The organism is Pseudomonas macauensis (genome assembly GCF_047902425.1).
Classification (GTDB): domain Bacteria; phylum Pseudomonadota; class Gammaproteobacteria; order Pseudomonadales; family Pseudomonadaceae; genus Pseudomonas.
In genome coordinates this window covers 4,975,712-5,002,229 of record NZ_CP138377.1, presented here as the reverse complement: position 1 = coordinate 5,002,229, position 26,518 = coordinate 4,975,712, and the positions used below count along the sequence as shown (strand labels likewise).

Genomic DNA, 26,518 nt, shown 5'->3' with positions numbered 1-26,518 from the left:
TTTCGGTGATTTCCATTTGATGAGACGCACTTGATGCGGCAGGAGTTCTTTACCCATGGCACATTCCGTTCTAGCGGATGTTGCAGCTTCTATCACTGAGCTGAAGAAGGACCCCATGGGGACCATCGAGGCCGGGCGTGGCAAGACTGTGGTGATCTTGAATCGGAACGCTCCGGCGTTCTACGCAGTGCCTCCGGATGTCTATGAGCGGATGCTGGAAGCTCTGGACGATGCCCACCTGGCCCGGCTCGTGAAGGAGCGCAGTGACGAACCTTCTCGGGAAATTTCATTGGATGAACTCTGAGCCTGCAAACGGACCCTCGCAGTACAAGCTTAGAATCAAGGACAGTGCAGAACGGGAATGGCGGAAACTGCCTGAGCCAATCCGCGCCGCCTTCAAGAAGAAGCTGGCAGAGCGCCTTGCCAACCCACGGGTGGAGAAGGACAAACTCACCGGCATGAAGGACTGCTACAAGATCAAGCTGAAGGACGTCGGCTACCGGCTCGTCTATCGAGTGGATGATGGCGAGCTGATCATCGAGGTGATTGCTGCAGGAAAGCGGGAGCGCGGAGAGGCTTACGCTGCGGCGAGGAAACGGCTCTGATCTGGGTGCCGAAGCAGGGTGTTTCCTGCAGGCAAAAGAAAAGGGGTTTAGCTTTCGCTAAACCCCTTTCGAGATATGGTGGCTACACCGGGACTTGAACCTGGGACATCAGCATTATGAATCGCATGAGAGCCTCCCCGAGCTACCCCGAAGCCTTGTAAATCGGGCCTTGCAAGGGCGACGAAACCTCATTTCAACAGGCTGTTTCTGACAATTGGCCTTATGTAGTCACCCTAGACTCTTTACGGGTACTAGCGCCTCGCGCTAGCTTCCGTGTATGGCCTCTGGCCATGAATGGATGCGTATTTGGGAGACAGGGATGGCTCGTCGCCGCAGAACCTCGCTCATCGAGGACCTCATAGAGATCGCCAGCCGCTTGCCCTGGTGGGTAAGCCTGCTCATTGCCGTGGGCAGTTGGCTCATTCTTCACCCTATTGCGGATAAGTCGCCGGACACCCTGAAGGGCGCGCATCAGGTGGGGTCGTTCATGGTTGGCCAGATATTCCGTACTTTTGCCTTTTTCGGCCAGTTTGTGCTGCCTGCGGTATTCGTAATCGGCGCCATCGGCTCTGTGCTTGCCAGGGCTGAACGTAAGCGGTTGCACGCAAACGTGGCGAATGCGAGAGAGTCTGGGCAAACCATTGAAGGCATCAGCTGGCGCGAGTTTGAGCAGCTGGTGGGCGAGACCTTCCGCCGCAAGGGTTTCACCGTTATCGAAAAGGGCGGCAACGGGCCGGATGGTGGCGTTGACCTCGTATTGCACTTGGGAACGGACAAGTATCTGGTTCAGTGCAAACAGTGGAAAGCCATCAAGGTTGGTGTCACGGTGATTCGCGAATTCTTCGGTGTGATAGCTGCAGAAGGAGCGGCTGGAGGATTTATTGTTACATCGGGTGGATATACCGCAGAAGCCCGAGGTTTTGCGGAGGGGCGTAATATCCAACTGGTTGATGGCGTACTCCTTAAGCGTTGGATTTCTCTTCGATCCGAAGCATTACATATCGATAAGGGTGATGAGAAGGCAAGAATAAACATACAGTCTTCGGCCCCATACTGCCCGTTATGTAACGAGCCAATGGTCGTGAGAAGGGCAAGGCGAGGAGAAAATATAGGTGGTGAGTTCTGGGGTTGTCAGAAATTTCCTGTTTGCCGTGGCATTCGGAAAATGGCGTGAAGGGTATGAGTTCCTTATTCACGGTCTTGAATTTAATGGAAATCTGTAGGGGGAGCTATGGCAAAGAAGATATCTGTAATTAACTTTAAGGGCGGGGTCGGTAAGTCGACTCTGGCCTTCCATTTGGCCGCCTATCTAGCTAAAGATGCCCGAGTCCTGGTTGTGGACGTGGACCACCAATCTAGCCTGTCTATTGTTATGATGGGTGGTGATCTTTGGCAGGCTGCCGTAGAGAATAGAGAAACTTGTAACTCTATATTTGAATCATTTTGTAATCGCAAGGTTTCAATGCCCGGGGCTGAGATAATACATAAAAATGTTTTGCATAAACGGCAGCCGCAGTACAATCTGTATCCGACCCTAGATTTGGTCCCGGCCCAGTTTGAGCTGGATGACACCGAAATTGAGCTTGCTTCTACGACAACCGGGTCTCCAATTATTTCCGAGTGGCAAAAGCGTACGTTGCTGGCGGAATGGCTCGATCTGATCGACGCCGACAATCAATATGATTACGTTATATTCGACTGCCCTCCGGCTACTAAGCTTGTAAGTCAGAACGCACTAGCCGCGAGTGATTATTTCGTGATTCCGGTAATTCCTGATGTGATGTCAACCAGAGGGGTGACGCACTTCAGGCGGCTCGTTACTGTTAAGATTGACCAAAAACTCGAATTTTTGAGGACTTCAGCATCTATTTCTCCTGCCGACGTCCCTCGATCCTACCGCCCGCAGACGAAGATGGCTGCAATTGTGCCATTTATGGCGAAGCCAGCGGGCAACGCAGCCTCAGGCTTAACCAACGTGCATACTGAACAGCTTGCGGCTTTGCGTAGGCAATGGGGTGCGGATATAATCGATCAGGTAGTGCTTAGCTTGACAGGGATTCCGGAGGCGTTAGATGCAGGCTGGCCTGTGTGGAATGTATACGCGACTTCAAATATTAAGCGCGCTCGACCAATGATGCGGCGCGCTTGCGCTGAAATTAAGGAGCGGTTTGTCTAATGGCTTTAAATAAGAGCGGGTTGATGTCCAGACACAAGAAGGTGGTTAGCCTTCTCGAAAAGAATCTGAGGTATCTGGAGTCAGTTGGCGTCGACTCGTCTCTTGTTTGTGATTATAAGTCTCTTTTAGCATACTTGAAGTCTAGGAGTTTGGTCGAAGTACTTCATATCCTGGGTGATGCAAATATAAAAGATAATCCAGTCGAAAGACGAGCGCTTGATGTAGATCGTATTGAGAGGATGAGCCCGGATGAGATTGCTGAAAGAATACGCTCACCTAAGACAACTCGTTTGATGATGGAGAAAATTGCATCGACCCGCTTCGGAATTACCCGTGGTGGCCTGTCAAGTCTCCGAAGTAGAGATGCGTTAAAAGAGAAGTTAGAATCGATGCTTAGAAATGAATTGGCGCATAGGGCAATTACAAATGTTGCTCTCGGTAATGTTGTCGATGAGGCAGAAAGAAAACGAGAGGATTAATGTGTTTTAATTTGGTTTTATTGTTTTTCTAATATGGCTGCTCGCTCGTATTTGGCTTTGATTGTGTTGGTGCGGGAGGTTTAGATTTACCAAGTTCTCTTCCTTAGACCCTCGGTGCATTCCTTTACGTCATCATCAATGACATTGCCGGGCTTGATGCATTCCTTCATGGATTTGCGCACGCCTCGGTTGGCTTCCTTCTCGCGCTGAGCCTGCATCTTGAGGTTGTTTCGCGCCCCCTCTGCCATTGGTCCTTTCCCACCAGCAAGACTTTGCATGATGCTTTTCTGAACGTAGTTCGCGGGGACTTCGATGATGGGCTTCATCGCCTCGGCGGCTTCGGCGAGGGCGGTTTTCTCTTCGGCGAATGCGAGGGAGGAGCTGCTTAGAAGGGCGAGGCTAGCCAGTATGGTCTTCATCTGATTCACGTCCTTGTAGTGAAAGATCAACTAAGCCCGGCAGATAGGGGCTTAGCCAGACCATATGCTCAGGGCATCTAGCGTCAATCGGAAAATACTGAAATGTGGAGTGCAGTACCTATTCCCTGGTCATGCCTTTTACCGTCTAACTAGCCGTAGGAGGCTAGGGCTGTGTTTCTGCTTCATTCCTTCCTGGCGGATTTCTCTCGGGCAAACCAGCGCCTAGCAACCGTCTGAGTAATCTCTATCCCGCGTCTTGTCCGGCCAAGTTTCGATCAGCTTCGTCGTAAGCAGGGCTAATTTCTCCATTGGCTGGATCCACTCTGCCTGTGCGTAGCCATAGGGAGTACTGGGGGTAGTGCTCCGCAATGAGATCAAGCTCATTCGTACGGAGGTTTGCCCTCTTGTCGTAGCGGATGGTTTTACACCGCTCTTCCTTTATGCCCGTGGCAAGGCCCACCTCTCGGTGCCCTATCTTAGACATAAATATGCGAACCCTATCCTGCGTTGATTCCATATTGATCTAAAAAGTCAATGTTGAATTATTCCACTCTTCGTGGGGAGTGGTAATATTCCACTTGTCTTGTGGAAATATTCCACCTGCACGGAATGTGTAGGTAGCCGCGATTATAGGGGGTTCACATGGAAGAGTCTGGAATAGTGGGGTTCACCGTCACAGGTGCGATGGAGAAGGTCACGGACTTCCGTACCGCTCCGTTCTGCTCCCAGGCGGTATTCGCCCAGATGCTGGGCCTGGAAGACATCACCGAAGACGTTGTGCGCGGCTGGGTCGAAACCAAGACCGTGCCGACCGCCAAGATTGGCCGCCGCCGCGTCATCAACCTCCACAAAATCCGCCGCGACCTAGACCGGGGCAAGTCGATCTTCTGCCAAGGGGATTACGACGATGAGTAATCGCTATCTGGTTGAGATGTGCACCTTCCACGGCCCGACTCGCCAGCGTCGTTGGCACCGTGTTCATCAAGATGTATCTCGCGCTGAATGTCTGCGCTGGGTTGATGAGGCCGTATCGTGCTTCCCCACTGATGCCGAAGCTCCCCGCTCCTGGGGCCTGACACGCGAACGCGCACTACAGGCGTATCGAGTTCGCGGGGTGAGGGCATGAGCCATGAATCCTCTCAGTGCGTACCTGGGAAAGCCTCACTCTTTGGACTGCGATTGCTCTGTCTGCTGGTCCCGTCGAGAACTGGCGAAATCCAGTCCCTGCCGATCCACACCCTGCACCGAATGCCACCCTACGCGAGTCTTCACCGTAGTTACCGTGATGAAGAAGGTCGCTGGAGTGTGGCGCTCGATCTCCTCGACCTACCGGGTGGAACGGGGTTTTACCTGCGACAAACACATGCCCGCGCTCCGTCCCCCGAAGTATTGGCACGTTGTCTACGACAGCGGCAGGCCAACGCCTTTCGTTCCTATCCACGAATCGTTCGAGTGGGAGGGCTGAACAATGGTCACTAACCCGACCCCGCACCTGATCTTCTGGCTGCTGATCATTGCCTACGCACTGATGGTGGGCCGTTACCACGTTCGCCACACCATCCCCTCCTGGGCCAATCAGGTCAGGGGCCGCCGCACCGGCTTGTCCGAACACGCTTTTCCGTTCGGTCAAACGGAGCGCCGGGCGAAGCGCACCCTTGACCGCGCTCCCCCCTGAATAGCCTCAGCTCGGGAGAGTGGGGCAGCTCCACCGCCCCGCGCTCCTGAGCCCTCGGCGGCGAGAGCGGGATGGTAAGGGCAGCGCCCTTACGACGTTGATCTTCGCTCTCCCGGTCACTCACCACCCGTAAACCCCAGGCACCACCCCACCCGCTGAAAGACGGCCACCAACGCGCCCAATTTGCAGCAGCGGGCCAACTCATGCCCGAAAAAGGCAAAGGAGCTTCACATGAACATGTTTGCGACCACTGGCGGAATCGTTGAACTGTGGGTCACCCAGACCGACACCTTCACCTCCAAGACCTCCGGCGAAGTCTTCGCCAGCGTCCAGGCGATTTCCCCGATCCCCGAAGGCGCTCGCGGCAACGCCAAGGGTTTCGAGATCACCCAATACGACATCGAGCCGACGCTGCTCGACGCCATTGTCTTCGAAGGCTCCCCGGTGCTGTGCAAGTTCGCCACCGTGGTCCGCCCGACCAAGGACCGCTTCGGCAACACCAAGAACACTCAGGTGCTGACCGAACTGCTCGCCACCGGCAAGGACGTGCACACCCCGGCACCCAACCGTCAGCCGCAGCCCCAAGCGCAAACCCAGCGCCCGGCGCAACAGCCGACCCCCGATAAGCCCAGCGCCGACAAACCCGGCGACGCGGCCAAGAGCTGAGCGGAGTAGGGCGCGATGAACGTGGACGGCTACCTGTTCTGTGATCGCTGCGGCGAGGCCATGGGCCACCTGTGGAACGAACCGGTCGCCGCTCCCGAACTGCTGCCCGAACCCGCCACCCACCTCTGCCCGGACTGCCTGGAACTGACCGAGCTGTCCGACGCGGAGGACGACTGAATGGGCGTGGTTGCCGTTCAGGTCTGCACCAGCTGGGCGTCCACGGCGGACGGCCTGATGCAGTGCCAGCACCTGCAATGGCAGCAGGCCTACCTGATACCGCCCGAGGCCGCTGGATACATCGACATCCTGGTCAACGGCGGCTTCTCCCCGGAAGCCTTCGGCATCGGTGCCGCCGGCGTCCTCGGAGCCTTCGTGACGGGGCTTTTGACTGGCTGGGTCGCGTCACTTCTTCGTAAAGCCAGATGACAGAGGAAACACCATGAACGCCATGAAACAACGCATCGCCAAGTTCAACCCGGTCCGCTCCTTCCGCAACCTGTGCATCGCCGGCTCCGTCACCGCCGCCACCTCGCTGCCGGCCTTCGCGGGCGTCATCGACACCAGCGCGGTGGAAAGCGCCATGACCGATGGCCAAGGCGACATGAAAACCATCGGCGGCTATGTCGTCGCGGCCCTGGTCATCCTCGCGGTGGCCGGTCTCATCTACAGCATGCTGCGTAAAGCCTAAGCGTGCTGTGGTCGGTGTGGTTGGGGGCCTTCTTCGCCGGGGCCTTCATCACGGGCTACCGCTGCGGCGAATTCTTCTGACTGCACTGCATGTGCCGAACCTGGGCCCCGCTTCGGCGGGGTTCTTTTTTCCGGCATTGGCGGCTTTGGCTTTGGGCGGATTTCCTATGCGCCATGTATTGATGGTTTTGGCCCTGTGGCTGGCCGGCTCTTCGCAGGTTTTTGCTGCGGATTATTACTGGCAGGTTAAGGGCTACGGCTGGGCGAAGGGCGCCTCTCCGGTGGAGGCGGCGTACGCTGCCGTTGCCATGAATAAATGGCGGAAGCTGGAGTGGTGCAGCCGGCAGCAAGATTTTCTGTGGTTATGCAGCGCGACTACCGAGACCGGCGCGACGGGACTCAAATTCAACGTGACCCGGTTCGGCGATACCTGCAGCGATCCGGAAGCGACCTTCGATCCCGCGACCGGTGAGTGCAAAGCGCCGCCGAAGGACTGCTCGGCCACCATCGGCTCACCCTTTCCCGCCAAGGGAGCCGACTCCCCGGTGATCAACTCCGGTGGACGTAACTACATCGCCGACAGCGGCCCGCCGACCGCCTGCTACGAGAAGTGCCAATACACCAGCGAATCGGGCCGCTCCACCAGTTGCTATCTGGTCAAGGGATCCACCACCCAAGGTTTCTGCAACTACATCCTCAAGGGCACCGGGGAGAACTGCTCCGCCGATGCCTACCAGTTCTCCACCACGGGCGATCCGCTCAACCCGGCCACCGATCCACCCGACCCAGCGGTGCCGCCCTCCGACCCCAATGACCCCGGCTGCGGCGAAGGCTGGGCCTGGTCGGGCACCACTTGCGTGAAAGTCGATCCCTCCAATCCCGGCGACGGCAGTGGCGAAGGGGAAGGCGAGGGCGGCGGCGATACCGGTGGCGGTAACTCCGGTGGCGGCGACAGCGGCGGGGGTGATGGTTCCGGCTCCGGGGACGGCAGTGGTTCCGGGAATGGCGACGGCTCCGGGACGGGCAACGGTGACGGCTCCGGCGATGGCTCCGGCAGCGGCAATGGCAATGGCAATGGCAACGGCGAAGGCGAAGGCCAATGCGACCCGGCCAAAGACCCCAACGGCTGCCAGGGCGAAGGCCCCGGCACTGATCTGTCCGAACCCGAGGCCGGTAGCTGGGATGAGGCCAACAAGGAGTGGGACAAGAAGGTGCAGGAGGCCAAGAAAGAACTGAAAGACGCGGTGAAAGCCAACATTGACCAGCTCAAGGGTGCCTTCGATCTGCAGCTTTCCACCGGCGGCGGCCAACTGCCCTGCGAGTCCTTCACCGTCTGGGGCAAGGCCTATCGGCTCTGCATCGCCGACTACTCCAGCGAACTCTCCAACCTGCGGCTTGCGCTGCTGCTCATGGCCGCGCTCATCGCCGCCTTCGTCATCCTGAAGGAGTGAATCATGGAATGGCTATCCGGTGTCTTCGACCAGATCCTCAGCTTCTTTCAGTGGATCTGGGATTTCTTCGCCCAGGGCGTGTACGACTTCGTCAAAGACGGCCTGGTCGTCGCCACCAAGGCGGCCATGTACAGCGCCTTGCAGACCTTCATCCTGCTGCTCGATGTCAGTTTCACTGTGGCCCGCGAGCTGATCGACAGCCTGGGTATCTCCGCCATGGTGCGCAGCATGTACGCGGCACTGCCCGGCGATATCGCGGCGGCGCTGGCGTTCTTCGGCATCCCCCAGGCGCTCAACATCATCATGTTGGCGGCGGCCACGCGCTTCTGTATGCGCTTCGTGCCGTTCATAGGGAGGTGAGTGAATCATGTCGATCAAGATTCACCACGGCCCCAACGGCTCCTACAAGACCTCCGGCGCGATTCAGGACGACGCCGTACCGGCTCTGAAAGAGGGAAGGGTGATCATCACCAACGTGCGCGGCTTCACCCTGGAGCGCGCCTACGAGGTCTTCCCCGACCTGCCCAACACCGCCCAGATCATCAACCTCGATCTCGAGTCACTGGATGACCTTGAACGCATGCGCACGTGGTTTCAGTGGGCACCGCGGGGCGCGTTCCTGATCTTCGATGAAACCCAGCTGTTGTTCCCCAAATCCTGGCGCGAGAAGGACCTGGAGAAGTTCGACTTCCCCGGCGGCCCCGAAGCGGCGCACGCAGCCGACCGGCCCATGAACTGGCTGGATGCCTGGACCCGGCACCGTCACTTCAACTGGGACATCGTCCTCACCACGCCGAACATTTCCTACATCCGCGACGACATCCGCATGACCTGCGAGATGGCCTACAAGCATTCCAACCTCGCGGTCATCGGCATCCCTGGCCGCTACAAGGAGGCCCAGCATGACGCCCAGCTCAACCGGCCACCCGCCGATGGCACCATCATCGAATACAAGCGCATCAAGAAGCAGACCTTCGCCCTCTACCAGTCCACCGCCACCGGCAAGACCCAGGACACCAAGGCCGGCAAAAGCCTGTTCCGGTCGCCTAAGTTGGTTCTTCTATTGGCACTGCTGGCCGCTTGTATTGGCTTTGTTTGGTACATGGGGCCTCTGCGCACGATTGGCGGTGAGGCTGCTGAAACAGCTCCCAAGGCTGATGTGGCAACTCCTCCTGCCGCTGCTGCGAGCGATACAAAAAGCGCTGTCGTGGGTATTCCGGCGCGTCCTGCTGCGACTGGGCTTCTTCCTGCTGGCCTTGTACCTGACCGGGCAACTGGTGCGCCTGTTGACCTGAGCGCGCATCCCTTCGCGGACCGGCGCATCACCATCCTCGCCCACGCCTACCGCCCCACGAAGGGCGACATCTACATGTTCGCCCTGGATGACCCCGAAGGCCGCCATCTGGAACTGACCAGTTGGCAACTGATCGGCTCCGGCTACCACGTCACTGCCAAGGGTGAATGCGTGGCCGAGCTGGCTTTTGAGACGTGGAAACAGACCGTCACCTGTGGCGGCGCTCAGCCGAAAGCCCTCGCCAACCTCGCCCCCACCGCGCCCCTCACGGCGACCGCCAGCGCCCCGCCAGCAGCGGCCAGCACGCTGACCGTGGTGCCCAACTCCGAATACGCCTCACGCCCCTGGAGGAAAAGCCAATGACCCTGCATGGACTGATCAACGCCCTGGGACTGCTCGCGCTCGCGTACGCCCTGGGATTTCTCACGGCGCTGCAGGTGATGCAGCCGGTAGCGGCGTTTCCGTTTTGAGTCGTGGCCGCGCCGCCGGCCGGGAGCGTAAGGCACGAGCGGTAGGCCGAAGGCGCGGCCGACGACCCTGTAACACGTCGGATAACTATCGATCACCCACCTCAATAAACCTCATTGAAGGGTAAGAAACATGAAAAAGCCGATTCACCCCCTACGCCTGATCCTCAAGGAGAACGGGGACTTTTATGAGTCGTCCGAAGGACGGATTTTTATGGACCCGGCCAGTGGTCGATTTGCGGATCTGTCAGGTGTTCGCCTGCTGCGTTGTGGCGTGGACACCGTACGGCAGTTGTACAACGGCATGATCCGCCCGGAAGTGATGGCGCTGTTCGATGAGCCGGAAGACATCGTTCACTTCGCCGGCTACCAGTGGGCCAAGGGCCGTATCGGTCGGGACTCTGGCTACCAGTACCGTCTGCAGAACGCCGATATGGGGCTGATCCTGCTGATCAAGAACCACAACGTGAAGATCGACGTCATCGGTCCGCACCTGAAAATCGAAGTTTCTCCCCACGCCCTGGACGGCGCCGATCCGAAGATCCTGCAGGGCGTGATGGATGATCTGGCCGCTGGTGTACTCGTTGCCTGCGAAGCCAACCAATGCGCTGTGCATATCGCGCTCGACGTTCAGGGCTGGACCCCGCCTGCAGACTTCGTGGATCGCATGCATTGCCGGTCCCGGCGTGTGCGCCAGATCAGCGGCATCGAGCGCATCGAATACGATGGCAACGCCTCGGTGTATGGGCGTGGTGAGACCTTCATGTTCGGCTCGGCCAATGGCCTGCAGATGTGCCTGTACAACAAGACGCTGCAGGCGAGGGCGACCGACAAGCTCGATTACTGGGAATCCGTGTGGGCCTCCCTCAACGGTGACCCCTTCGGCGATGGCGAACCCACCTACAACCCGCTGGAAACCGTGTGGCGTATCGAGTTCCGCTATCACCACTCCATCGTCCAGCAGTTCTCCGAAGGCTCCACGATGTCCTCTGGCGAGGTGATCGGCTGCCGTACCTACTCGGGCCTCTGCCCGCACCTGCAGGGCCTGTGGCAGTACGCCTGCGATAACTACAAGCTCCTTTCCCGGGAAGGCGTGTTCGATGCCTTCTGGTCTCTGATCAGCCTCGATACCAAGGTCCAGGTGGAAGCGGATCCGCTCATAGAGCGCGCCGAGTACCGGCGCTACTACAAGACCGCTCAGGGCTTCTCCGGCAAGAACTGCGAGATGTTCCTGGGCCAGTTCGCCAGCCTGATTGCACGGGAGCGCATCCCACCAAAAAAAGCGCTTGAGGTCGGGAGAACGCTTCCCTTCTGGCACGTGATCGAAGACCACTACACCGCCAAGGGCTACAGCACTCGCGACCTCGAAAAGCACGTCATTGGACTGATCAACGATCGCTACATCAGGCGGGGCTACGCGATATGACCGCACGCAAGGATGGGAAGACGTGGACGGCTGACTTCTACGAAAACGGTCGCTCCGGTCGCAGGATCCGCAAGAAAGGCTTCGCCACCAAGTCCGCCGCCATTCGCTATGAACAGGACTTCTTCGCTGTCCTGGGCGAGACCGGCCGCCCGCTGGATGATCGCATCTCCGATCTGGTGAAGGTCTGGTATGACCTCCACGGCTGCACCTTGAAGGACGGTAAACAGCGCCTGGCTCGCTGCCAAGCATTGGCCGAACGCCTCGGAGATCCGCAGGCCTTTGAGTTCGACTCGCTCGCGTGGGCACGCTACCGGCAACGCCGTCTGACTGAGGTGAAGCCGGAGACGGTCAACCATGAACAGCGCTACCTGTCGGCCATCTTCTCGGAGCTGATCCGCTTAGGCACTTGGCACAAGGCGAACCCGCTGGCCAACGTCCGCCAGATCAAGACCGATCAGGTCGAACTGACCTTCCTCACCCTGGATCAGGTCGCCCAGTTGCTTGAAGAGTGCAAAGCCAGCACGAACAACCATACCTACCCGGTTGCTCTCCTGTGCCTGGCTACAGGTGCCCGCTGGGAAGAAGCCGAGAGCATCGCCCGGGGTGCCGTGCATGGGGGAAAGGTCCACTACCACCGGACCAAGAACCGTCAGAGCCGGTCAGTGCCGATCCCGGCCGAGCTGGAGCAACTGATGTTCAAGGTGGGCATGCCTGGAACCGGGCGACTGTTCATGTCCTGCCGCGCCGCATTCCGTTGCGCCTATGAGCGCTGTGGATTCGATACACCGGGGCAACTGACCCACATCCTCCGCCATACCTTCGCCAGCCATTACATGATGGGAGGAGGGGATATCCTCACGCTGCAGCGGATCCTCGGGCACTCGTCGATCACGATGACGATGCGGTACGCGCACCTGTCGCCGGAGCATCTTGAATCAGCCATGCGTCTATCACCGCTCGCACAGCTCGGACAATCTCCCGTATGCTGTCAATGATTTCATTGATTGCGTTGGGGGATTTCATGGCCAGCATCACGATTAGAAACCTAGATGAAGACCTCAAGGCCAAGCTTCGCGTGGTCGCTGCAAACCATGGCCGCTCCATGGAAGAAGAAGTTCGCGTGATCCTTGCGCAGGCTCTCTCTCGGGATGAGAAGAAGGGGGGCTTGGGGAGCCGGATTCACGCCCGCTTTGCGTCGGTTGGCGGGGCTGATATTGAGCTGCCCGCTCGCAACACTAAGGCTCGGGCTGCGGACTTCGACGAATGATCCTGCTCGACACCAATGTCCTGTCAGAGTTAATGCGGGCCAAACCGGATCCGGCTGTGGTTGCTTGGATCGATGCTCAACCCGCCCAGGATTTGCTGACCAGCTCGATCACTGTGGCAGAGATCCTCTATGGCATAGCCAGGATGCCGAAGGGGAAGCGCAGACAAGCTCTGCAGGATCTGGCCATTGCAATGTTCGAAGAGGACTTCGGCGGCAGGATCCTGCCCTTCGATGCGGATGCCGCTGTTCATTACGCTGAACTGGCCGCAGAGAGCGAGGCAAAAGGAAAAATTGCTGATATGGCTGATGGGCAGATTGCTGCAATTGCCAAGTTACACGGAGTCAAGATCGCTACACGGAATGTCCGTCACTTTGAAAGCTTTGGTGTTCCCCTGGTTAATCCCTGGTCAGCCTGAACTACTACTTGGCTGCGCTGCAGGGTAGAGCAGTGGTGGCTGGCAACCTTTGAACTTAATCTGAAGCTCTCGCACTGCCGCACATACCTCAGGCGATCCTGTGAGAATTGCCATCATCATTGCTGCCATGACTGCCAGCCCGTTAGAGCTTTTCAAAACTTGGAGGGCCAGCGGTAATGGAAATCCTTCGGCGTGCCTTCTGAGAGGATGGATACCCCCGTGGATATAGGAGTTCAGGGCCTTCACCTGAACGTCCTGGAAGTGCTTTAGCTGAGATATCGCCATGGGAGGAACGCTTGGCGTATTGGCAAGCTTCTTTATCATCTCATCCAGTCCAGGCAAGCCCTTTGCTGCCTGTTCTGATTCCGTCGTAAGAGGACTGGTGATCTTTTCGATCTGCAGCTCATTTGCTGCATGCCAAAGCCAGATACCTCGCACAAGAGCTTCGAATTGCAGTCGCAGCAAGGCTGTTGCGGAAACTGCATTGCCGACCGCGATTAGACGTCGGAGGCCACTACCGTGCGTTAGTGATAGCTCGCATGTGATGAAGCTTGCTTCCACCCGATCAGAGTCTTCGAGAGGTGCGAGCTCGAGAAGATTTCCAATCGTCAGGTACAGTTCGTCTGAGTTATCCAGTATGGCGTCCAGCTCCATGCTCATTCACGGACACCCTGAGTTCCACTCGGTGAGGATATCAAGTCGGGATTGGCGGCTTGTGGGTTGCCCGCACCGACCTGCTTTAGAAGGGATTGCTCTTGAGCAGCCCAAATTTTCGGAGCCGCGTAGCCGACGCCGAATGATAGCGCCCAGATCTTGCAGAAAGTGCCCACCGTCTCGTTGAGCGAGCCGACGAAGTAGAGGCCAAAGACAAAGCCCAGTACTGCACCGATAAAGATTCGCATGGACACCCATGCACCTCTTATCTTTGCGAGTTCTGGTGGGGCTATTTCGAGTATGCCGAGCTTGTTTGGAGGGCCATCAATCTGAATGGTGGCAACCATCGCCTGGGTAATGCTGCCAAAGACAGCGCCCACTGCGCAGGCCATCGGCAGAAGCAGATCGCTCCATGGGATACCGAACATCAAAACCTCCTTGTTTGTAATGCCAAAAGGCCACAGGGAGGTTAAGGGAAGTTCTTCAGAGAGGCAAAACGAGATGTAGACAGGGTGTAGTCACTTCGTAGTCACTACCCCAGAAAGCACAAAGGGCTAGCTTTCGCTAACCCTTTGTTTTGTATGGTGGCTACACCGGGACTTGAACCTGGGACATCAGCATTATGAATGCTGCGCTCTAACCGACTGAGCTATGTAGCCGAGTGGCGCGCATTTTCCGCAGATCGAGGGGGGGTGTCAACCCCTTTTCTTGAATATTTTTCTGATCTATCAATCGTTTAGGCGGAAAGGCCTGATTTCGGGGATTGCCGGGCGGGGAGGGCGGCTTCCAGGACTCGGAAGGGGAATATGAGGGGCTGGGGTGTTCGCGAGCAAGCTCGCTCCTACAAGAGCGATGGGCATAAAAAAGCCCCGGCGGGTAGCCGGGGCTTTTCGGGTCTGGCAGGTGCTTAGACGTTGAAGCGGAAGTGCATCACGTCGCCGTCCTTGACGATGTAGTCCTTGCCTTCCAGGCGCCATTTGCCGGCTTCTTTCGCGCCCTGTTCGCCCTTGAACTGGATGAAGTCGTCGTAGGCGACGACTTCGGCGCGGATGAAGCCTTTTTCGAAGTCGGTGTGGATCACGCCGGCGGCCTGCGGGGCGGTGGCGCCGACGCGGACGGTCCAGGCGCGGACTTCCTTCACCCCGGCGGTGAAGTAGGTCTGCAGGTGCAGCAGTTCGTAGCCGGCGCGGATCACGCGGTTCAGGCCCGGCTCTTCGAGGCCGAGGGATTCGAGGAACATGTCCTTCTCTTCGCCGTCGTCCAGTTCGGCGATTTCGGCTTCGATCTTGTTGCACACCGGCACCACCATGGCGCCTTCTTCTTCGGCGATGGCGCGGACGACGTCCAGGTGCGGGTTGTTCTCGAAGCCGTCTTCGGCCACGTTGGCGATGTACATGACCGGCTTGCTGGTGAGCAGATGGAAGCCGCGGATGACGCGCTTGTCCTCATCGCTCATGTTCTTCATCAGCGAGCGGGCGGGCTTGCCTTCGCTGAAGTGGGGGATGAGCTTTTCCAGCAGGGCTTTCTGCGCCAGGGCGTCCTTGTCGCCGCCCTTGGCGTTGCGCGCGACCTTCTGCAGTTGCTTCTCGCAGCTGTCGAGGTCGGCGAAGATCAGTTCGAGGTCGATGATCTCGATGTCGCGCTTGGGGTCGACGCTGTTGGAGACGTGGATAACGTTCTCGTCTTCGAAGCAGCGCACCACGTGGGCGATGGCGTCGGTCTCGCGGATGTTGGCGAGGAACTTGTTGCCCAGGCCTTCACCCTTGGACGCGCCCGCAACGAGGCCGGCGATGTCGACGAATTCCATGGTGGTAGGCAGGACGCGCTCGGGCTTGACGATCTCGGCCAGCGCATCAAGGCGGGCGTCGGGCATCGGCACGATGCCGCTGTTCGGCTCGATGGTGCAGAAGGGGAAGTTTTCCGCCGCGATGCCGGATTTGGTCAGGGCGTTGAACAGGGTGGACTTGCCGACGTTGGGCAGGCCGACGATGCCGCAGTTGAATCCCATGCTAGGTCCCTCGCGCCAGGTGGCGGAAAAGAGGTGTGATCAGGCCTTCTGGCTGTGCAGCTTCTGCATCGCGCGGGTCCAGTCCCCGTCGAGCATTTCCGGCAGCACGCCGAGGGCGGAGTCGATGCTGGTGTCGAGCAGTTCCTGTTCGGCGCGCGGGGCGCGGCCAAGAACGAAACCGGAGACCAGGCTGCTGTGCCCCGGATGGCCGATGCCAAGCCGCAGGCGATGGAAACCGTTCTGGTTGCCAAGCTGGGCGATGATGTCGCGCAGCCCGTTGTGCCCGCCGTGTCCGCCGCCCTTCTTGAGCTTGGCGACGCCGGGGGGCATGTCGAGTTCGTCGTGGGCCACCAGGATGGCTTCGACCGGAATGCGGAAGAATCCGGCGAGCGCCGCCACGGCCTGGCCGCTGCGGTTCATGTAGGTGGTGGGGATGAGCAGACGAACGTCGCGGCCCTTGTAGTTGAACTTGCCAACCAGGCCGAAGTACTTCTTGTCGAGAGACAGGTTCGCGCGTTGCGCGTCCGCCAGTCGCTCAACGAAAAGGGCCCCCGCGTTATGCCGGGTCTGGTCGTATTCAGGGCCTGGATTTCCCAGGCCAACGATCAGTTGTACGGCAGTCACGACGGGGGCCCCTTCCTTAAAGGCAATGGTGCGCGCGATTACTCGGCAGCAGCTTCGCCTTCACCTTCTTCTTTCACTACGCGGGAAGCGTGGATGTTGGCGACGGCCAGGTCGTTACCGTGGGCCAGTTGCACCAGCTCTACGCCTTTCGGCAGCTTCAGGTCGGACAGGTGAACGATCTGGCCCAGTTCTACCTTGGCCAGGTCGACTTCGATGAATTCCGGCAGGTCTTTCGGCAGGCAGGAAACTTCGACTTCGGCGATCACGTGGGAGATCTCGCCGCCACCAACCTTGACGCCAACAGCGGTGGCTTCGTTGATGAAGTGCAGCGGTACGTGAGCGGTCAGCTTCTGGCCGGCAACGACGCGCTGGAAGTCAGCGTGCATGACGAAGCCTTTGGACGGGTGACGCTGCAGGGCCTTGATCAGTACGGTTTCCTTCGCGGCACCGACGTTCAGGGTGATCACGTGGCTGAAGGCAGCCTCGTTTTCCAGCAGCTTGGCAACTTCGCGCAGTTCCAGGGTCAGGGATTGCGGGGCTTTCTCGCCACCGTAAACCACAGCCGGGATCAGGCCGGCATTACGACGCAGGCGGCGGCTCGCACCTTTCCCCAGGTCGGAACGCTCTTGAGCATTCAGTACAAAATCAACCATTTGTATATCTCCAAAATGACAAGATCGCCCGGACGCTTGCGACCAGCGTTCGGGCGATTTTGCTTTATGCCCCATCGACATGACGGGGCGCTTTACGTCAGCTCTGCTCCGCCTTAGCGGAACATGGCGCTGATCGATTCTTCATTGCTGATGCGGCGCATGGCTTCAGCGACAACCGGAGCGATGTCCAGCTGGCGGATGCGGCCACAGGCTTGTGCAGCAGCGGACAGCGGGATGGTGTTGGTCACCACCAGCTCGTCCAGTACGGAATTTTCGATGTTCTCGATGGCACGGCCGGACAGCACCGGGTGGGTGCAGTAGGCGATGACCTTGGCGGCGCCGTGCTCTTTCAGAGCCTTGGCGGCATGGCCGAGGGTGCCGGCGGTATCGACCATGTCGTCGACCAGTACGCAGGTACGGCCTTCGACATCACCGATGATGTGCATGACTTCGGACTGGTTGGCCTTCGGACGACGCTTGTCGATGATGGCCAGGTCGACGCCCAGGGACTTGGCGACGGCGCGAGCACGAACCACGCCACCGATGTCCGGGGAGACGATCATCAGGTTCTCGAAGCGCTGGTCTTCGATGTCGTCGACCAGTACGGGCGAGCCGTAGATGTTGTCGACGGGGATATCGAAGAAGCCCTGGATCTGGTCGGCGTGCAGGTCAACGGTCAGAACGCGGTTGACGCCTACGACTGTCAGCATGTCGGCAACGACTTTGGCGCTGATGGCCACGCGGGCGGAACGCGGACGGCGATCCTGACGGGCGTAACCGAAGTAGGGGATGACGGCCGTGATACGAGTCGCCGAGGAGCGGCGGAAGGCGTCAGCCATTACCACCAGTTCCATCAGGTTGTCGTTGGTCGGTGCGCAGGTCGGCTGAATCAGGAAGACGTCCTTACCACGGACGTTTTCGTTGATTTCGACGCTGATTTCGCCGTCGGAGAATTTACCGACAGAAACGTCACCGAGGGGGATGTGCAGCTGCCGTACGACACGGCGTGCCAGATCGGGGTTGGCGTTCCCCGTGAAAACCATCATTTTGGACACGCTGCGGTACCTGTGTCGGCTTGAGGGTAGGCCCGGTTGAGCCAGAAGAAAATGGCAGGGGCGGCTGGATTCGAACCAACGCATGGCAGGATCAAAACCTGCTGCCTTACCGCTTGGCGACGCCCCTGTAGCTTACAACTTGCGGAGCAATGTGTTCGTTGACGCTGTACGTATGACCCTGTGGGTTATGGCAGGGGCGGCTGGATTCGAACCAACGCATGGCAGGATCAAAACCTGCTGCCTTACCGCTTGGCGACGCCCCTGTATCGTACAACCGATTACATTGCTTTCTTCTCAGACCAGGCTTTGCAGCTTGCGGTGCAACATCGAGATGTTACGCCCCTGGGCGACAAAACTTGGCAGAGTGGCCGGAAGTTGGCGGCGAACTTTATCAGCATCGCCCTGATTTGGGAAGCTCCCAAACACACAAGCTCCGGTGCCGGTCAATCTCGCTTCGGTAAATTTACCTAGCTGGATCAGTGCGTTACGTACATCCGGGTAACGCTTCTCGACGACCGGCTGGCAGTCGTTATGACCGTCCACCCCGAGAAGGCTGCGAACTTTAATGGGCGGAGTATCCCGTGTCAACTCGGGATCGGAGAAAACTTCTGCTGTGGAGACAAAGACTTGCGGCACGACGACGAGGAACCAGGGCTCTTCCAGCTCCACCGGCGTGAGCTTCTCGCCGACGCCTTCGGCGAAGGCCGCGCGGCCACGCACGAATACCGGCACGTCGGCGCCCAGGGTCAGGCCCAGTGCGGCGAGGCGGTCTTCGTCCCAGTCGAGGTTCCACAGGTGCTTGAGGCCGAGCAGGGTGGTGGCGGCGTCGGAACTGCCGCCGCCGATACCGCCGCCCATGGGCAGGCGCTTGTCCAGCCAGATATCGGCGCCCAGCGTGCAGCCCGATTGTTCCTGCAGCCGGCGGGCGGCCTTGACGATCAGGTTGCTGTCGTGGGGAACGCCTTCGATGTCGGTGTTCAGGCGGATTTCGCCGTCCTCGCGCAGGGCGAATTGCAGTTCGTCGCCATGGTCGAGGAATTGAAAGAGGGTCTGCAGTTCGTGATAGCCGTCGGGACGGCGACCGTTGATGTGCAGGAACAGGTTGAGCTTGGCCGGGGCTGGCAGGGTCAGGCGGTCCTGCATGTCAGTGGCCCAGTTGGCGCGGCTGCCAGGTCTTCACCACCAGGGTCACGTCGAGGTCCTGGCCGTGCAGCTTCAGGCGCTCGGGCAGCCAGTAGCCGTCCTGCTCGCTGTAGCGGGTGTATTCCACTTCCCAACCGTCCTGTTCGAGTTTGGCCAGGCGGCTGTCGCCGTCGAGTGTCAGGCGGCTCTTGCTGTCCGGCGCGGGCAGGCCGCGAACCCACCAGAGCAGGTGGGACACCGGCAGTCGCCAGCCCATCTGTTGTTCCAGCAGTTCTTCCGGGGACGCGGCTTCATAGCGGCCCTGGCCTGCGACTTCCAGGGTCACCGCGCCTTCGCGCCCGGTCAGGCGCGCCGCGCCACGCCCCAGCGGGCCGGACAGGCGGATGTCGTAGTAGCCCTGGCGTTGCAGCCAGAACAGGGTACCGCTGCCGGAGTCCTTCGGTGCGCGGATGCCGACCTTGCCGTCGATCTGCCAGCCGTCGAGGGCGGTGATCTGGGTCTTGTGGGCGTTCCAGGCGGTGGCGTTGCCCTGGCCTTCCAGGGACTCGTGGGTGCCAAGGCCGGTACAGCCGGCAAGCAGGGCGAGGGCGGCGGTGCCGAGGAGGTGACGTAAACGCATAAATCAGAGGGTTCCGGAACCGGTCAGGCGCTTCATGGTGTCGCGCAGGACGGCGCTGTCGGGCTGAGCTTGCAGGGCCGCGGCCCACACTTGGCGGGCTTCGCTCTGCTTGCCCTGGGCCCAGAGCACTTCGCCCAGGTGGGCGGCGACTTCGTGGTCGGGGAAGCGTTCCAGCGCCTTGCGCAGGTAGCCTTCCGCTTCGCTGAGGTTGCCCAGGCGATAGTTGACCCAGCCCAGGCTGTCGAGGATCGCGGGGTCGTCCGGGTTCAGCGAGTGGGCCTTCTGGATCAGGTCGCGGGCCTCGCTGTAGCGGGTGGTGCGGTCGGCCAGGGTGTAGCCCAGTGCGTTGAGCGCCATGGCGTTGTCCGGCTCGCGCTGGATGATCAGGCGCAGGTCCTGCTCCATCTGCGCCAGGTCGTTGCGCTTCTCGGCCAGCATGGAGCGGGTATAGAGCAGGTTGAGATCGTCCGGGAACTGCTTGAGGCCCTGCTGGATGACGTTCCAGGCGCGGTCGACCTGATCGCGGTTGGACAGGCCCTCGGCTTCGATCAGGTACAGCTGGATGGCATAGTCTGGCTGGCGCTCGCGGGCTTCGGCGAGGCGGCGGGAGGCTTCGTCGACGCGCTTCTGGTCGAGCAGGATTTCGGTCTGGCGCAGTTGGGCCGGAAGGAAGTCGTTGCCCGGGCCGACCTGGGCGTATTCCTTGAGCGCGGTGTCAGGCTGCTTCTGTTCCTCGGCCAGGCGACCCAGGTTGAAGTGGGCAGCGTCGACGTGGCTGTCGCGCTCGACCAGTTCCTGCAAGTAGACCTTGGCTTCGTCCCAGGCCTGGGCTTCGAGGCAGACCAGCGCCAGGGAGAAGCGCAGGTCGTCGTCATCGGGGAATTGTTCGACCAGCGCGGAAAACTCGGCCTTGGCTTCGTCCAGGCGGTTCTGCTCCACCAGCAGGCGGGCGTAGGCCAGGTGCACGCGCTTGTCGTCCGGGTGCTCCTTCATGCCGTTCTTCAAGAGCGGCAGCGCTTCGTCGCTGCGCTTCATGCTTTGCAGCAGGCGGGCGCGCAGCAGCAGCGGGGCAACGTCGTGCTTGCTCGCCGAATTGTCTTCCAGCAGGTGCAGGGCTTCCTGCGGGCGGCCGTCCTGTTGCAGCAGCAGGGCCTTGCCGAACAGCAGTTGGCCGTTGTCCGGGTACTTCTTCAGCAGGCGGTCGAAGCTCTGCAGCAGGCCCGCACGGGTGTCCGGGTCTGTCTCGGCGGCGGACAGCGCGAGGAAGTCGAAGTGGGTGTCGCCCTGGCCATTGAGGACTTTCTCCATGTACACCATGGATTCGTCGTACTGCCCAGTGCGCGCCAGCTGGATGGCGGCGGCGCGCTGGGCGTCGAGGTTGTCCGGCGCGGCCTTGGCCCAGATCAGCGAGGTGTCCAGGGCTTCCTGGTCGGCGCCCAGGTACTCGGCGATGCGGAAGGCGCGCTCGGCAACGCCCGGGTCCTGGGTGGCGCGGGCCTGTTCGACATAGTTGGCGAGGGCGATGTCGAAGCGGTTGCGCTGGCCGGCGAGCTCCGCGGTCAGCAGCGAAAACAGGGTCTCTTCGCTGAACGAGCCGTACTTCTGCTGCTTCTGGGCAGCGGCGGCCTTGTCCTTCTCGGCGGAAGAACCCTCCGGGGTTTTATGGGAAAGAGACTGGCAGCCGCCGAGCAGCAGCAGAGCAGTCAGCAGCGCAAGAGACTTGTTCATAGAGGAAGGACGAGGGCCTGACCTGCGAAATAGCACCCATCATGACATAAGGAATGTGGCAATCCCATGGGCAAGCACGGCATCGGGCCTTGTATACGATTTGCAGTGTGCGATCCGTCGCGGGTGGTTGTCCTTCACAAGGCTAAGTAGGACAATTGCGGGCTTTCCGATCAGCATCAGCGATTCTGCATGGCCTTCATTGCCCTCGGTATCAACCACAAGACCGCGTCCGTGGCCGTCCGCGAGCGCGTGGCTTTTACTCCCGAGCAGATGGTCGAGGCCTTGCAACTGCTCTGCCGGCTCACGTCCAGCCGCGAAGCCGCCATCCTCTCCACCTGCAACCGCAGCGAACTCTACCTGGAGATCGAACATCCGGACGCCGGTGACGTGCTGGCTTGGCTGGCCGATTACCACAATCTGAACATCGACGACCTGCGCGCCTGCGCCTACGTGCACCAGGACGACGAAGCGGTGCGCCACATGATGCGCGTCGCCGCCGGCCTGGACTCCATGGTGCTGGGCGAGCCGCAGATTCTCGGCCAGATGAAGTCCGCCTACGCCGTGGCCCGCGAGGCCGGCACCATCGGCCCTATGCTGGGCCGCCTGTTCCAGGCGACCTTCAGCACCGCCAAGACCGTGCGCACCGACACCGCCATCGGTGAGAACCCGGTGTCCGTGGCCTTCGCCGCGGTAAGCCTGGCCCGGCAGATATTCAGCGACCTGAGCCGCAGCCAAGCGCTGCTGATCGGCGCCGGCGAGACCATCACCCTGGTCGCCCGCCACCTGCACGAGCAGGGCGTGAAGCGCATCGTGGTCGCCAACCGTACCCTGGAGCGCGCCAGCCAGCTGGCCGAGCAGTTCGGCGCCCGTGCCATCCTGCTGGCGGACATGCCCGACGAACTGGTCAACAGCGACATCGTCATCAGTTCCACCGCCAGCCAGCTGCCGATCCTCGGCAAGGGCGCGGTGGAGCGTGCGCTGAAGCAGCGCCGGCACAAGCCGATGTTCATGGTCGATATCGCCGTGCCGCGCGACATCGAGCCGGAAGTCGGCGAGCTGGAAGACGTCTACCTCTATAGCGTCGACGACCTCCATGAAGTGGTTGCCGAGAACCTCAAGAGCCGCCAGGGCGCCGCCCAGGCCGCTGAGGAACTGGTCGGCGATGGCGTTCTCGAGTTCATGGCGCGCCTGCGCGAGCTGGCCGCCGTCGACGTGCTGCGTGCCTATCGCCAGCAGGCCGAGCGCCTGCGCGACGAGGAAACCCAGAAGGCCCAGCGCCTGCTGGCCAACGGCGCCGACCCGATGGAAGTCATGGCGCAGCTCGCCCGCGGTCTGACCAACAAGTTGCTGCACGCGCCCAGCGTGCAGATGAAGAAACTCTCCGCCGAGGGCCGCATCGATGCGCTGGCCGTCGCGCAGGAACTGTTCGCCCTCGAGGAGGGCACTGACAAGCGATGAAAGCGTCCCTCCTGAAAAAGCTGGATATCCTCAGTGACCGCTATGAAGAGCTGACGGCTCTGCTGGGCGATGCCGAGGTCATCAGCGACCAGACCAAGTTCCGCGCCTACTCCCGTGAATATGCGGAAGTGGAACCGGTCATCCTCGCTTTCCGCGAGTTCCGCAAGGTGCAGTCGGACCTGGAGGGCGCCCAGGCGCTGCTCAAGGACAGCGACCCGGACCTGCGCGAGATGGCCGAGGAAGAAGTCGGGCAGGCCAAGGCCGCGCTGGTCGGCCTGGAGGATCGCCTGCAGCGCATGCTGCTGCCCAAGGACCCCAACGACGGCCGCAACGTCTTCCTGGAAATCCGCGCCGGCACCGGCGGTGACGAAGCCGCGATCTTCTCCGGCGACCTGTTCCGCATGTACTCCCGCTATGCCGAGAAGCAGGGCTGGCGCGTCGAGATCATGTCCGAGAACGAAGGCGAGCACGGCGGCTTCAAGGAAGTCATCGCCCGTGTCGAGGGCGACAACGTCTACGCCAAGCTCAAGTTCGAGTCCGGTGCCCACCGCGTGCAGCGTGTGCCGGCCACCGAATCCCAGGGGCGCATCCATACCTCGGCCTGTACCGTGGCGGTGCTGCCCGAGCCGGACGAGCAGGCGGCCATCGAGATCAACCCGGCCGACCTGCGCGTGGACACCTACCGCTCCTCCGGCGCCGGCGGCCAGCACGTGAACAAGACCGACTCGGCGGTGCGCATCACGCACATCCCGTCGGGCATCGTGGTCGAGTGCCAGGAAGAGCGCTCGCAGCACAAGAACCGCGCCAAGGCCATGGCCTGGCTCGCGGCCAAGCTCAACGACCAGCAGCAGGCCGCCGCCCAGCAGGCGATCGCCAGCACGCGCAAGCTGCTGGTCGGTTCGGGTGACCGTTCCGAGCGCATCCGCACCTACAATTTCCCCCAGGGCCGGGTGACCGACCACCGCATCAACCTCACCCTCTATTCCCTGGGCGAAGTGATGGAAGGCGCGGTGGAACAGGTGATCGAGCCCCTGCTGCAGGAATTCCAGGCCGACCAGCTGGCCGCACTGGGTGATTGAGAGAGCGGCGATGGCAACCATCATGACCCTGCTCAACGAGGCGCAACTGCCGGACTCGCCCAGCCCGCGACTGGATGCCGAGCTGCTGCTCGCTGCCGCCCTGGGCAAACCGCGCAGCTTCCTGCGTACCTGGCCGGAGCGTGTGGTCAGCCGTGAGGCCCACGACCTCTTCGACAGCTTCGTCGCCCGCCGCCGGGCCGGCGAGCCGGTGGCCTACATCCTGGGTCGCCAGGGCTTCTGGAGCCTGGACCTGGAAGTGGCGCCGCACACCCTGATCCCGCGCCCGGACACCGAACTGCTGGTGGAAACCGCCCTCGACCTGCTGCCGGCCACACCGGCCCGCGTGCTCGACCTGGGCACCGGCACCGGCGCCATCGCCCTGGCCCTGGCCTGTGAACGTCCGGGCTGGCAGGTGCAGGGTGTGGACCGCGTGGCCGAGGCCGTCGCACTGGCCGAGCGCAACCGCGAGCGCCTGGACTTGGCAAACGCCGCCTTCCGCGCCAGTCAGTGGTTTTCCGAGCTGGCCGGCCAGCGTTTCTCGCTGATCGTCAGCAACCCGCCCTACATTCCCAGCGCCGACCCGCACCTCGCGCAGGGCGACGTGCGTTTCGAACCGTCGAGCGCGCTGGTCTCTGGGGCGGACGGTCTGGACGACATCCGCCTGATCATCGAGCAGGCGCCTGCGCACCTGGAGAGCGGCGGCTGGCTGATGCTCGAACATGGCTTCGACCAGGCCGACGCCGTACGCGACCTGCTGCTGACCCGTGGCTTTGCCCGCGTGGAAAGCCGCCGCGACCTCGGTGACCACGAACGAATCAGCCTGGGGAACTGGACATGCTGAGCGATAACGAACTGCTGCGTTACAGCCGGCAGATCCTGCTGCCGCAGATCGACGTCGACGGCCAGCTGCGCCTGAAGGATAGCCGCGTGCTGATCGTCGGCCTCGGCGGCCTGGGCGCACCGGTGGCGCTGTACCTGGCCGCCGCCGGTGTCGGCGAGCTGCACCTGGCGGACTTCGACAGCGTCGACCTGACCAACCTGCAACGGCAGATTATCCACGACACCGGCAGCGTCGGCACGAGCAAGGTGGACTCCGCCATCGCCCGCCTGACCGCGATCAACCCGGACGTGAAACTGGTCGCCCATCGCCAGGCGCTGGACGCCGACTCCCTCGACTCGGCGGTGGCGGCGGTGGATCTGGTGCTGGATTGCTGCGACAACTTCGGCACCCGCGAGGCGGTCAATGCCGCCTGCGTCGCCGCGAAGAAGCCGCTGGTGAGCGGTGCGGCGATCCGTCTGGAAGGGCAGCTCTCGGTGTTTGACCCGCGCCGCGACGACAGCCCCTGCTACCACTGCCTCTACGGTCACGGCAGCGAAGCCGAACTGACCTGCAGCGAGGCCGGCGTGGTTGGCCCGCTGGTGGGCCTGGTGGGCAGCCTGCAAGCCTTGGAAGCGCTCAAGCTGCTGGCCGGGTTCGGCGAGCCGCTGGTGGGGCGCCTGTTGCTGATCGATGCGCTGGGTACGCGCTTCCGCGAGTTGCGCGTCAAGCGTGACCCGCAGTGCGCCGTGTGCGGAGTGGCGCATGGCTGATGCCGCGCCCATCGGTGTCTTCGACTCCGGCGTTGGCGGGCTCAGTGTCCTTCACGAAATCCGCGCCCGGCTGCCCAACGAATCGCTGATCTACCTTGCCGACTGCGGCCACGTCCCCTACGGCGAAAAGACCCCCGACTATATCCGCGAGCGTTGCCGCGCCATCGCGGGCTTCCTGCTGGCCCGTGGCGCCAAGGCATTGGTGCTGGCCTGCAACACCGCCACCGCTGCAGCTGCCGCTGACCTGCGCGAGCTGTACCCGCAGGTGCCGATCGTGGCCATGGAGCCGGCGGTGAAGCCGGCCGCCGAGGCGACCCGCAGCGGCGTGGTGGGTGTCCTGGCGACCACCGGCACACTCAAGAGCGCGCGCTTTGCCGCCTTGCTCGATCGTTTCGCCGGTGATGTACGGGTGATCACCCAGCCCTGTCCGGGACTGGTGGAGCGTATCGAGGCTGGCGATCTGAGTGGTCCTCAGACGCGCGAGTTGCTCGGGCGCTATGTCGAGCCGTTGCTGGCCGAAGGCTGCGACACGCTGATCCTCGGCTGCACCCACTACCCGTTCCTGCGTCCGTTGCTGCGTGAGCTGATCCCTGCAGATATCTCGCTGATCGATACCGGCGCGGCCGTGGCGCGTCAGCTGGAGCGTTTGCTCAAGGCGCGTGAGCTATTGGCGGCGAGGGCAGAGGGGCGGACGGAGTTCTGGACCAGTGGCCCGGTGGAAAACCTGGAGAAGGTCATGCCGGTGTTGTGGGGCAGCGATGAAATTGTCAGTTCCTTCAGCGGATGACAGAAAAATTACCTGCCAGCGACCATGCTCTGTCGGCCAAGTTCGAGAAGTGGTCTTATAATACCTAGCTATTCGCGGGGATTTTTCATTCA

The 26,518-nt window shown here is 61.0% G+C and carries 33 protein-coding genes, 3 tRNA genes and 1 pseudogene; 24 read left to right on the top strand and 13 right to left on the bottom strand.

Going from position 1 to position 26,518, the window contains the following annotated elements:
- Positions 1–55 precede the first annotated feature (55 nt).
- The 5 genes from SD196_RS22950 (at position 56) to SD196_RS22930 (ending at position 3,260) form a co-directional block, all read left to right on the top strand.
- Complete coding sequence (locus SD196_RS22950) at positions 56–304, top strand: type II toxin-antitoxin system Phd/YefM family antitoxin (RefSeq protein ID WP_275608655.1); 249 nt, start codon at positions 56–58, stop codon at positions 302–304.
- On the top strand, positions 294–605 hold the full coding sequence (locus tag SD196_RS22945) for a type II toxin-antitoxin system RelE family toxin (RefSeq protein ID WP_275608654.1): 312 nt from the start codon (positions 294–296) through the stop codon (positions 603–605). Before SD196_RS22950 ends, SD196_RS22945 begins: the two co-directional genes overlap by 11 nt.
- Positions 606–924: 319 nt before the next feature.
- Positions 925–1,779, top strand: a complete 855-nt coding sequence (locus SD196_RS22940) for a restriction endonuclease (protein WP_416310714.1) — start codon at positions 925–927, stop codon at positions 1,777–1,779.
- 57 nt (positions 1,780–1,836) lie between these two features.
- The gene (locus SD196_RS22935) at positions 1,837–2,781 is read left to right on the top strand and encodes a ParA family protein (protein WP_416310713.1); all 945 of its coding nucleotides are present in this window, start codon (positions 1,837–1,839) and stop codon (positions 2,779–2,781) included.
- Between the two features lie 23 nt (positions 2,782–2,804).
- Entirely contained in the window at positions 2,805–3,260 is a 456-nt protein-coding gene (locus tag SD196_RS22930) for a hypothetical protein (protein ID WP_416310712.1), read from the top strand.
- Positions 3,261–3,346: 86 nt separating this feature from the next.
- Here the strand turns inward: SD196_RS22930 and SD196_RS22925 are convergent, their stop codons facing one another.
- Positions 3,347–3,679 carry a hypothetical protein gene (locus SD196_RS22925; protein WP_416310711.1) on the bottom strand — a complete coding sequence of 111 codons (333 nt, stop codon included), beginning with the start codon at positions 3,677–3,679 and terminating at the stop codon, positions 3,347–3,349.
- A 642-nt stretch (positions 3,680–4,321) separates the two neighbouring features.
- Between SD196_RS22925 and SD196_RS22920 the strand changes: the two genes are divergently transcribed.
- The 14 genes from SD196_RS22920 to SD196_RS22855 all read left to right on the top strand — a co-directional run bounded on the left by SD196_RS22920 (position 4,322) and on the right by SD196_RS22855 (position 13,028).
- A complete protein-coding gene (locus SD196_RS22920) occupies positions 4,322–4,594 on the top strand; it encodes a hypothetical protein (protein WP_045217776.1) in 273 nt (90 codons plus the stop codon).
- Positions 4,595–4,808: 214 nt separating this feature from the next.
- A complete protein-coding gene (gene pflM, locus SD196_RS22915) occupies positions 4,809–5,144 on the top strand; it encodes a lysogeny maintenance protein PflM (RefSeq protein WP_416310710.1) in 336 nt (111 codons plus the stop codon).
- A gap of 3 nt (positions 5,145–5,147) precedes the next feature.
- Positions 5,148–5,354, top strand: coding sequence for a hypothetical protein (locus SD196_RS22910; RefSeq protein WP_416310709.1), 207 nt, complete (start codon positions 5,148–5,150; stop codon positions 5,352–5,354).
- 231 nt (positions 5,355–5,585) lie between these two features.
- Positions 5,586–6,020, top strand: a complete 435-nt coding sequence (locus SD196_RS22905; RefSeq protein ID WP_416310708.1) for a DNA-binding protein — start codon at positions 5,586–5,588, stop codon at positions 6,018–6,020.
- A 15-nt stretch (positions 6,021–6,035) separates the two neighbouring features.
- Positions 6,036–6,197, top strand: a complete 162-nt coding sequence (locus tag SD196_RS22900) for a hypothetical protein (protein WP_343577289.1) — start codon at positions 6,036–6,038, stop codon at positions 6,195–6,197.
- Positions 6,198–6,446 (top strand): hypothetical protein, encoded by a 249-nt coding sequence (locus SD196_RS22895; protein WP_343577291.1) that lies wholly within the window; start codon positions 6,198–6,200, stop codon positions 6,444–6,446.
- 13 nt (positions 6,447–6,459) lie between these two features.
- Positions 6,460–6,708 carry a major capsid protein gene (locus tag SD196_RS22890; RefSeq protein ID WP_416310707.1) on the top strand — a complete coding sequence of 83 codons (249 nt, stop codon included), beginning with the start codon at positions 6,460–6,462 and terminating at the stop codon, positions 6,706–6,708.
- 91 nt (positions 6,709–6,799) lie between these two features.
- Complete coding sequence (locus SD196_RS22885) at positions 6,800–8,158, top strand: attachment protein (protein ID WP_416310706.1); 1,359 nt, start codon at positions 6,800–6,802, stop codon at positions 8,156–8,158.
- Positions 8,159–8,161: 3 nt separating this feature from the next.
- Positions 8,162–8,518, top strand: coding sequence for a DUF2523 family protein (locus tag SD196_RS22880; RefSeq protein WP_416310705.1), 357 nt, complete (start codon positions 8,162–8,164; stop codon positions 8,516–8,518).
- A 7-nt stretch (positions 8,519–8,525) separates the two neighbouring features.
- Entirely contained in the window at positions 8,526–9,815 is a 1,290-nt protein-coding gene (locus tag SD196_RS22875; protein ID WP_416310704.1) for a zonular occludens toxin domain-containing protein, read from the top strand.
- Positions 9,816–10,052: 237 nt separating this feature from the next.
- Complete coding sequence (locus SD196_RS22870; protein ID WP_416310703.1) at positions 10,053–11,345, top strand: hypothetical protein; 1,293 nt, start codon at positions 10,053–10,055, stop codon at positions 11,343–11,345.
- Positions 11,342–12,340, top strand: a complete 999-nt coding sequence (locus SD196_RS22865) for a tyrosine-type recombinase/integrase (RefSeq protein ID WP_416310702.1) — start codon at positions 11,342–11,344, stop codon at positions 12,338–12,340. The genes SD196_RS22870 and SD196_RS22865 overlap by 4 nt, the downstream gene beginning before the upstream one ends.
- A 26-nt stretch (positions 12,341–12,366) precedes the next feature.
- Positions 12,367–12,612, top strand: a complete 246-nt coding sequence (locus SD196_RS22860) for a FitA-like ribbon-helix-helix domain-containing protein (RefSeq protein ID WP_416311768.1) — start codon at positions 12,367–12,369, stop codon at positions 12,610–12,612.
- Positions 12,609–13,028, top strand: a complete 420-nt coding sequence (locus SD196_RS22855) for a type II toxin-antitoxin system VapC family toxin (RefSeq protein WP_416310701.1) — start codon at positions 12,609–12,611, stop codon at positions 13,026–13,028. The genes SD196_RS22860 and SD196_RS22855 overlap by 4 nt, the downstream gene beginning before the upstream one ends.
- Here SD196_RS22855 and SD196_RS22850 read toward each other — a convergent pair.
- From SD196_RS22850 to SD196_RS22795, 12 genes and pseudogenes are all read right to left on the bottom strand, one after another.
- The gene (locus tag SD196_RS22850) at positions 13,020–13,688 is read right to left on the bottom strand and encodes a DUF6988 family protein (RefSeq protein WP_416310700.1); all 669 of its coding nucleotides are present in this window, start codon (positions 13,686–13,688) and stop codon (positions 13,020–13,022) included. The two genes, SD196_RS22855 and SD196_RS22850, sit on opposite strands and share 9 nt — an antisense overlap.
- Positions 13,685–14,110, bottom strand: coding sequence for a hypothetical protein (locus tag SD196_RS22845; RefSeq protein ID WP_416310699.1), 426 nt, complete (start codon positions 14,108–14,110; stop codon positions 13,685–13,687). Before SD196_RS22845 ends, SD196_RS22850 begins: the two co-directional genes overlap by 4 nt.
- Positions 14,111–14,264: 154 nt before the next feature.
- A tRNA-Met gene (locus SD196_RS22840) sits at positions 14,265–14,341 on the bottom strand.
- A 248-nt stretch (positions 14,342–14,589) separates the two neighbouring features.
- Positions 14,590–15,690 (bottom strand): redox-regulated ATPase YchF, encoded by a 1,101-nt coding sequence (gene ychF / locus SD196_RS22835; protein WP_331319302.1) that lies wholly within the window; start codon positions 15,688–15,690, stop codon positions 14,590–14,592.
- A gap of 39 nt (positions 15,691–15,729) precedes the next feature.
- Positions 15,730–16,314 (bottom strand): aminoacyl-tRNA hydrolase, encoded by a 585-nt coding sequence (pth, locus tag SD196_RS22830; protein WP_275608635.1) that lies wholly within the window; start codon positions 16,312–16,314, stop codon positions 15,730–15,732.
- A gap of 38 nt (positions 16,315–16,352) precedes the next feature.
- Positions 16,353–16,967: a 50S ribosomal protein L25/general stress protein Ctc gene (locus tag SD196_RS22825; protein WP_275608634.1), complete on the bottom strand. Its 615-nt coding sequence runs from the start codon at positions 16,965–16,967 to the stop codon at positions 16,353–16,355.
- Positions 16,968–17,080: 113 nt separating this feature from the next.
- Complete coding sequence (locus SD196_RS22820) at positions 17,081–18,022, bottom strand: ribose-phosphate pyrophosphokinase (protein WP_015478849.1); 942 nt, start codon at positions 18,020–18,022, stop codon at positions 17,081–17,083.
- A 52-nt stretch (positions 18,023–18,074) separates the two neighbouring features.
- A tRNA-Gln gene (locus SD196_RS22815) sits at positions 18,075–18,149 on the bottom strand.
- A 61-nt stretch (positions 18,150–18,210) separates the two neighbouring features.
- Positions 18,211–18,285 (bottom strand) — tRNA-Gln (locus SD196_RS22810).
- A 31-nt stretch (positions 18,286–18,316) separates the two neighbouring features.
- On the bottom strand, positions 18,317–19,165 hold the full coding sequence (gene ispE, locus SD196_RS22805; RefSeq protein WP_275608633.1) for a 4-(cytidine 5'-diphospho)-2-C-methyl-D-erythritol kinase: 849 nt from the start codon (positions 19,163–19,165) through the stop codon (positions 18,317–18,319).
- A gap of 1 nt (position 19,166) precedes the next feature.
- Positions 19,167–19,784, bottom strand: coding sequence for a lipoprotein insertase outer membrane protein LolB (gene lolB / locus SD196_RS22800; RefSeq protein ID WP_275608632.1), 618 nt, complete (start codon positions 19,782–19,784; stop codon positions 19,167–19,169).
- A 3-nt stretch (positions 19,785–19,787) separates the two neighbouring features.
- Positions 19,788–21,555: pseudogene (locus tag SD196_RS22795) on the bottom strand (tetratricopeptide repeat protein).
- Between the two features lie 146 nt (positions 21,556–21,701).
- Between SD196_RS22795 and hemA the strand changes: the two are divergent.
- From hemA to murI, 5 genes are read left to right on the top strand one after another with little or no spacing between them, the layout of a single operon-like run.
- Positions 21,702–22,970 (top strand): glutamyl-tRNA reductase, encoded by a 1,269-nt coding sequence (hemA, locus tag SD196_RS22790; protein ID WP_331319300.1) that lies wholly within the window; start codon positions 21,702–21,704, stop codon positions 22,968–22,970.
- Complete coding sequence (prfA, locus tag SD196_RS22785) at positions 22,967–24,049, top strand: peptide chain release factor 1 (RefSeq protein ID WP_331319299.1); 1,083 nt, start codon at positions 22,967–22,969, stop codon at positions 24,047–24,049. Before hemA ends, prfA begins: the two co-directional genes overlap by 4 nt.
- Before the next feature lie 10 nt (positions 24,050–24,059).
- A complete protein-coding gene (gene prmC / locus SD196_RS22780; protein WP_343577321.1) occupies positions 24,060–24,890 on the top strand; it encodes a peptide chain release factor N(5)-glutamine methyltransferase in 831 nt (276 codons plus the stop codon).
- Positions 24,884–25,639 carry a molybdopterin-synthase adenylyltransferase MoeB gene (locus SD196_RS22775; RefSeq protein ID WP_275608628.1) on the top strand — a complete coding sequence of 252 codons (756 nt, stop codon included), beginning with the start codon at positions 24,884–24,886 and terminating at the stop codon, positions 25,637–25,639. Before prmC ends, SD196_RS22775 begins: the two co-directional genes overlap by 7 nt.
- Complete coding sequence (murI, locus tag SD196_RS22770) at positions 25,632–26,426, top strand: glutamate racemase (RefSeq protein ID WP_275608627.1); 795 nt, start codon at positions 25,632–25,634, stop codon at positions 26,424–26,426. The genes SD196_RS22775 and murI overlap by 8 nt, the downstream gene beginning before the upstream one ends.
- Positions 26,427–26,518 lie beyond the last annotated feature (92 nt).

Bases quoted from the DNA above. Each gene is read 5' to 3' on its own strand.
- SD196_RS22950 (WP_275608655.1), top strand. From the start codon at position 56: ATGGCACATTCCGTTCTAGCGGATGTTGCAGCTTCTATCACTGAGCTG.
- SD196_RS22945 (WP_275608654.1), top strand. From the start codon at position 294: ATGAACTCTGAGCCTGCAAACGGACCCTCGCAGTACAAGCTTAGAATC.
- SD196_RS22940 (WP_416310714.1), top strand. From the start codon at position 925: ATGGCTCGTCGCCGCAGAACCTCGCTCATCGAGGACCTCATAGAGATC.
- SD196_RS22935 (WP_416310713.1), top strand. From the start codon at position 1,837: ATGGCAAAGAAGATATCTGTAATTAACTTTAAGGGCGGGGTCGGTAAG.
- SD196_RS22930 (WP_416310712.1), top strand. From the start codon at position 2,805: ATGTCCAGACACAAGAAGGTGGTTAGCCTTCTCGAAAAGAATCTGAGG.
- SD196_RS22925 (WP_416310711.1), bottom strand. From the start codon at position 3,679: ATGAAGACCATACTGGCTAGCCTCGCCCTTCTAAGCAGCTCCTCCCTC.
- SD196_RS22920 (WP_045217776.1), top strand. From the start codon at position 4,322: ATGGAAGAGTCTGGAATAGTGGGGTTCACCGTCACAGGTGCGATGGAG.
- pflM (WP_416310710.1), top strand. From the start codon at position 4,809: ATGAATCCTCTCAGTGCGTACCTGGGAAAGCCTCACTCTTTGGACTGC.
- SD196_RS22910 (WP_416310709.1), top strand. From the start codon at position 5,148: ATGGTCACTAACCCGACCCCGCACCTGATCTTCTGGCTGCTGATCATT.
- SD196_RS22905 (WP_416310708.1), top strand. From the start codon at position 5,586: ATGAACATGTTTGCGACCACTGGCGGAATCGTTGAACTGTGGGTCACC.
- SD196_RS22900 (WP_343577289.1), top strand. From the start codon at position 6,036: ATGAACGTGGACGGCTACCTGTTCTGTGATCGCTGCGGCGAGGCCATG.
- SD196_RS22895 (WP_343577291.1), top strand. From the start codon at position 6,198: ATGGGCGTGGTTGCCGTTCAGGTCTGCACCAGCTGGGCGTCCACGGCG.
- SD196_RS22890 (WP_416310707.1), top strand. From the start codon at position 6,460: ATGAACGCCATGAAACAACGCATCGCCAAGTTCAACCCGGTCCGCTCC.
- SD196_RS22880 (WP_416310705.1), top strand. From the start codon at position 8,162: ATGGAATGGCTATCCGGTGTCTTCGACCAGATCCTCAGCTTCTTTCAG.
- SD196_RS22875 (WP_416310704.1), top strand. From the start codon at position 8,526: ATGTCGATCAAGATTCACCACGGCCCCAACGGCTCCTACAAGACCTCC.
- SD196_RS22870 (WP_416310703.1), top strand. From the start codon at position 10,053: ATGAAAAAGCCGATTCACCCCCTACGCCTGATCCTCAAGGAGAACGGG.
- SD196_RS22865 (WP_416310702.1), top strand. From the start codon at position 11,342: ATGACCGCACGCAAGGATGGGAAGACGTGGACGGCTGACTTCTACGAA.
- SD196_RS22860 (WP_416311768.1), top strand. From the start codon at position 12,367: ATGGCCAGCATCACGATTAGAAACCTAGATGAAGACCTCAAGGCCAAG.
- SD196_RS22855 (WP_416310701.1), top strand. From the start codon at position 12,609: ATGATCCTGCTCGACACCAATGTCCTGTCAGAGTTAATGCGGGCCAAA.
- SD196_RS22850 (WP_416310700.1), bottom strand. From the start codon at position 13,688: ATGAGCATGGAGCTGGACGCCATACTGGATAACTCAGACGAACTGTAC.
- SD196_RS22845 (WP_416310699.1), bottom strand. From the start codon at position 14,110: ATGTTCGGTATCCCATGGAGCGATCTGCTTCTGCCGATGGCCTGCGCA.
- ychF (WP_331319302.1), bottom strand. From the start codon at position 15,690: ATGGGATTCAACTGCGGCATCGTCGGCCTGCCCAACGTCGGCAAGTCC.
- SD196_RS22825 (WP_275608634.1), bottom strand. From the start codon at position 16,967: ATGGTTGATTTTGTACTGAATGCTCAAGAGCGTTCCGACCTGGGGAAA.
- ispE (WP_275608633.1), bottom strand. From the start codon at position 19,165: ATGCAGGACCGCCTGACCCTGCCAGCCCCGGCCAAGCTCAACCTGTTC.
- lolB (WP_275608632.1), bottom strand. From the start codon at position 19,784: ATGCGTTTACGTCACCTCCTCGGCACCGCCGCCCTCGCCCTGCTTGCC.
- hemA (WP_331319300.1), top strand. From the start codon at position 21,702: ATGGCCTTCATTGCCCTCGGTATCAACCACAAGACCGCGTCCGTGGCC.
- prfA (WP_331319299.1), top strand. From the start codon at position 22,967: ATGAAAGCGTCCCTCCTGAAAAAGCTGGATATCCTCAGTGACCGCTAT.
- prmC (WP_343577321.1), top strand. From the start codon at position 24,060: ATGGCAACCATCATGACCCTGCTCAACGAGGCGCAACTGCCGGACTCG.
- SD196_RS22775 (WP_275608628.1), top strand. From the start codon at position 24,884: ATGCTGAGCGATAACGAACTGCTGCGTTACAGCCGGCAGATCCTGCTG.
- murI (WP_275608627.1), top strand. From the start codon at position 25,632: ATGGCTGATGCCGCGCCCATCGGTGTCTTCGACTCCGGCGTTGGCGGG.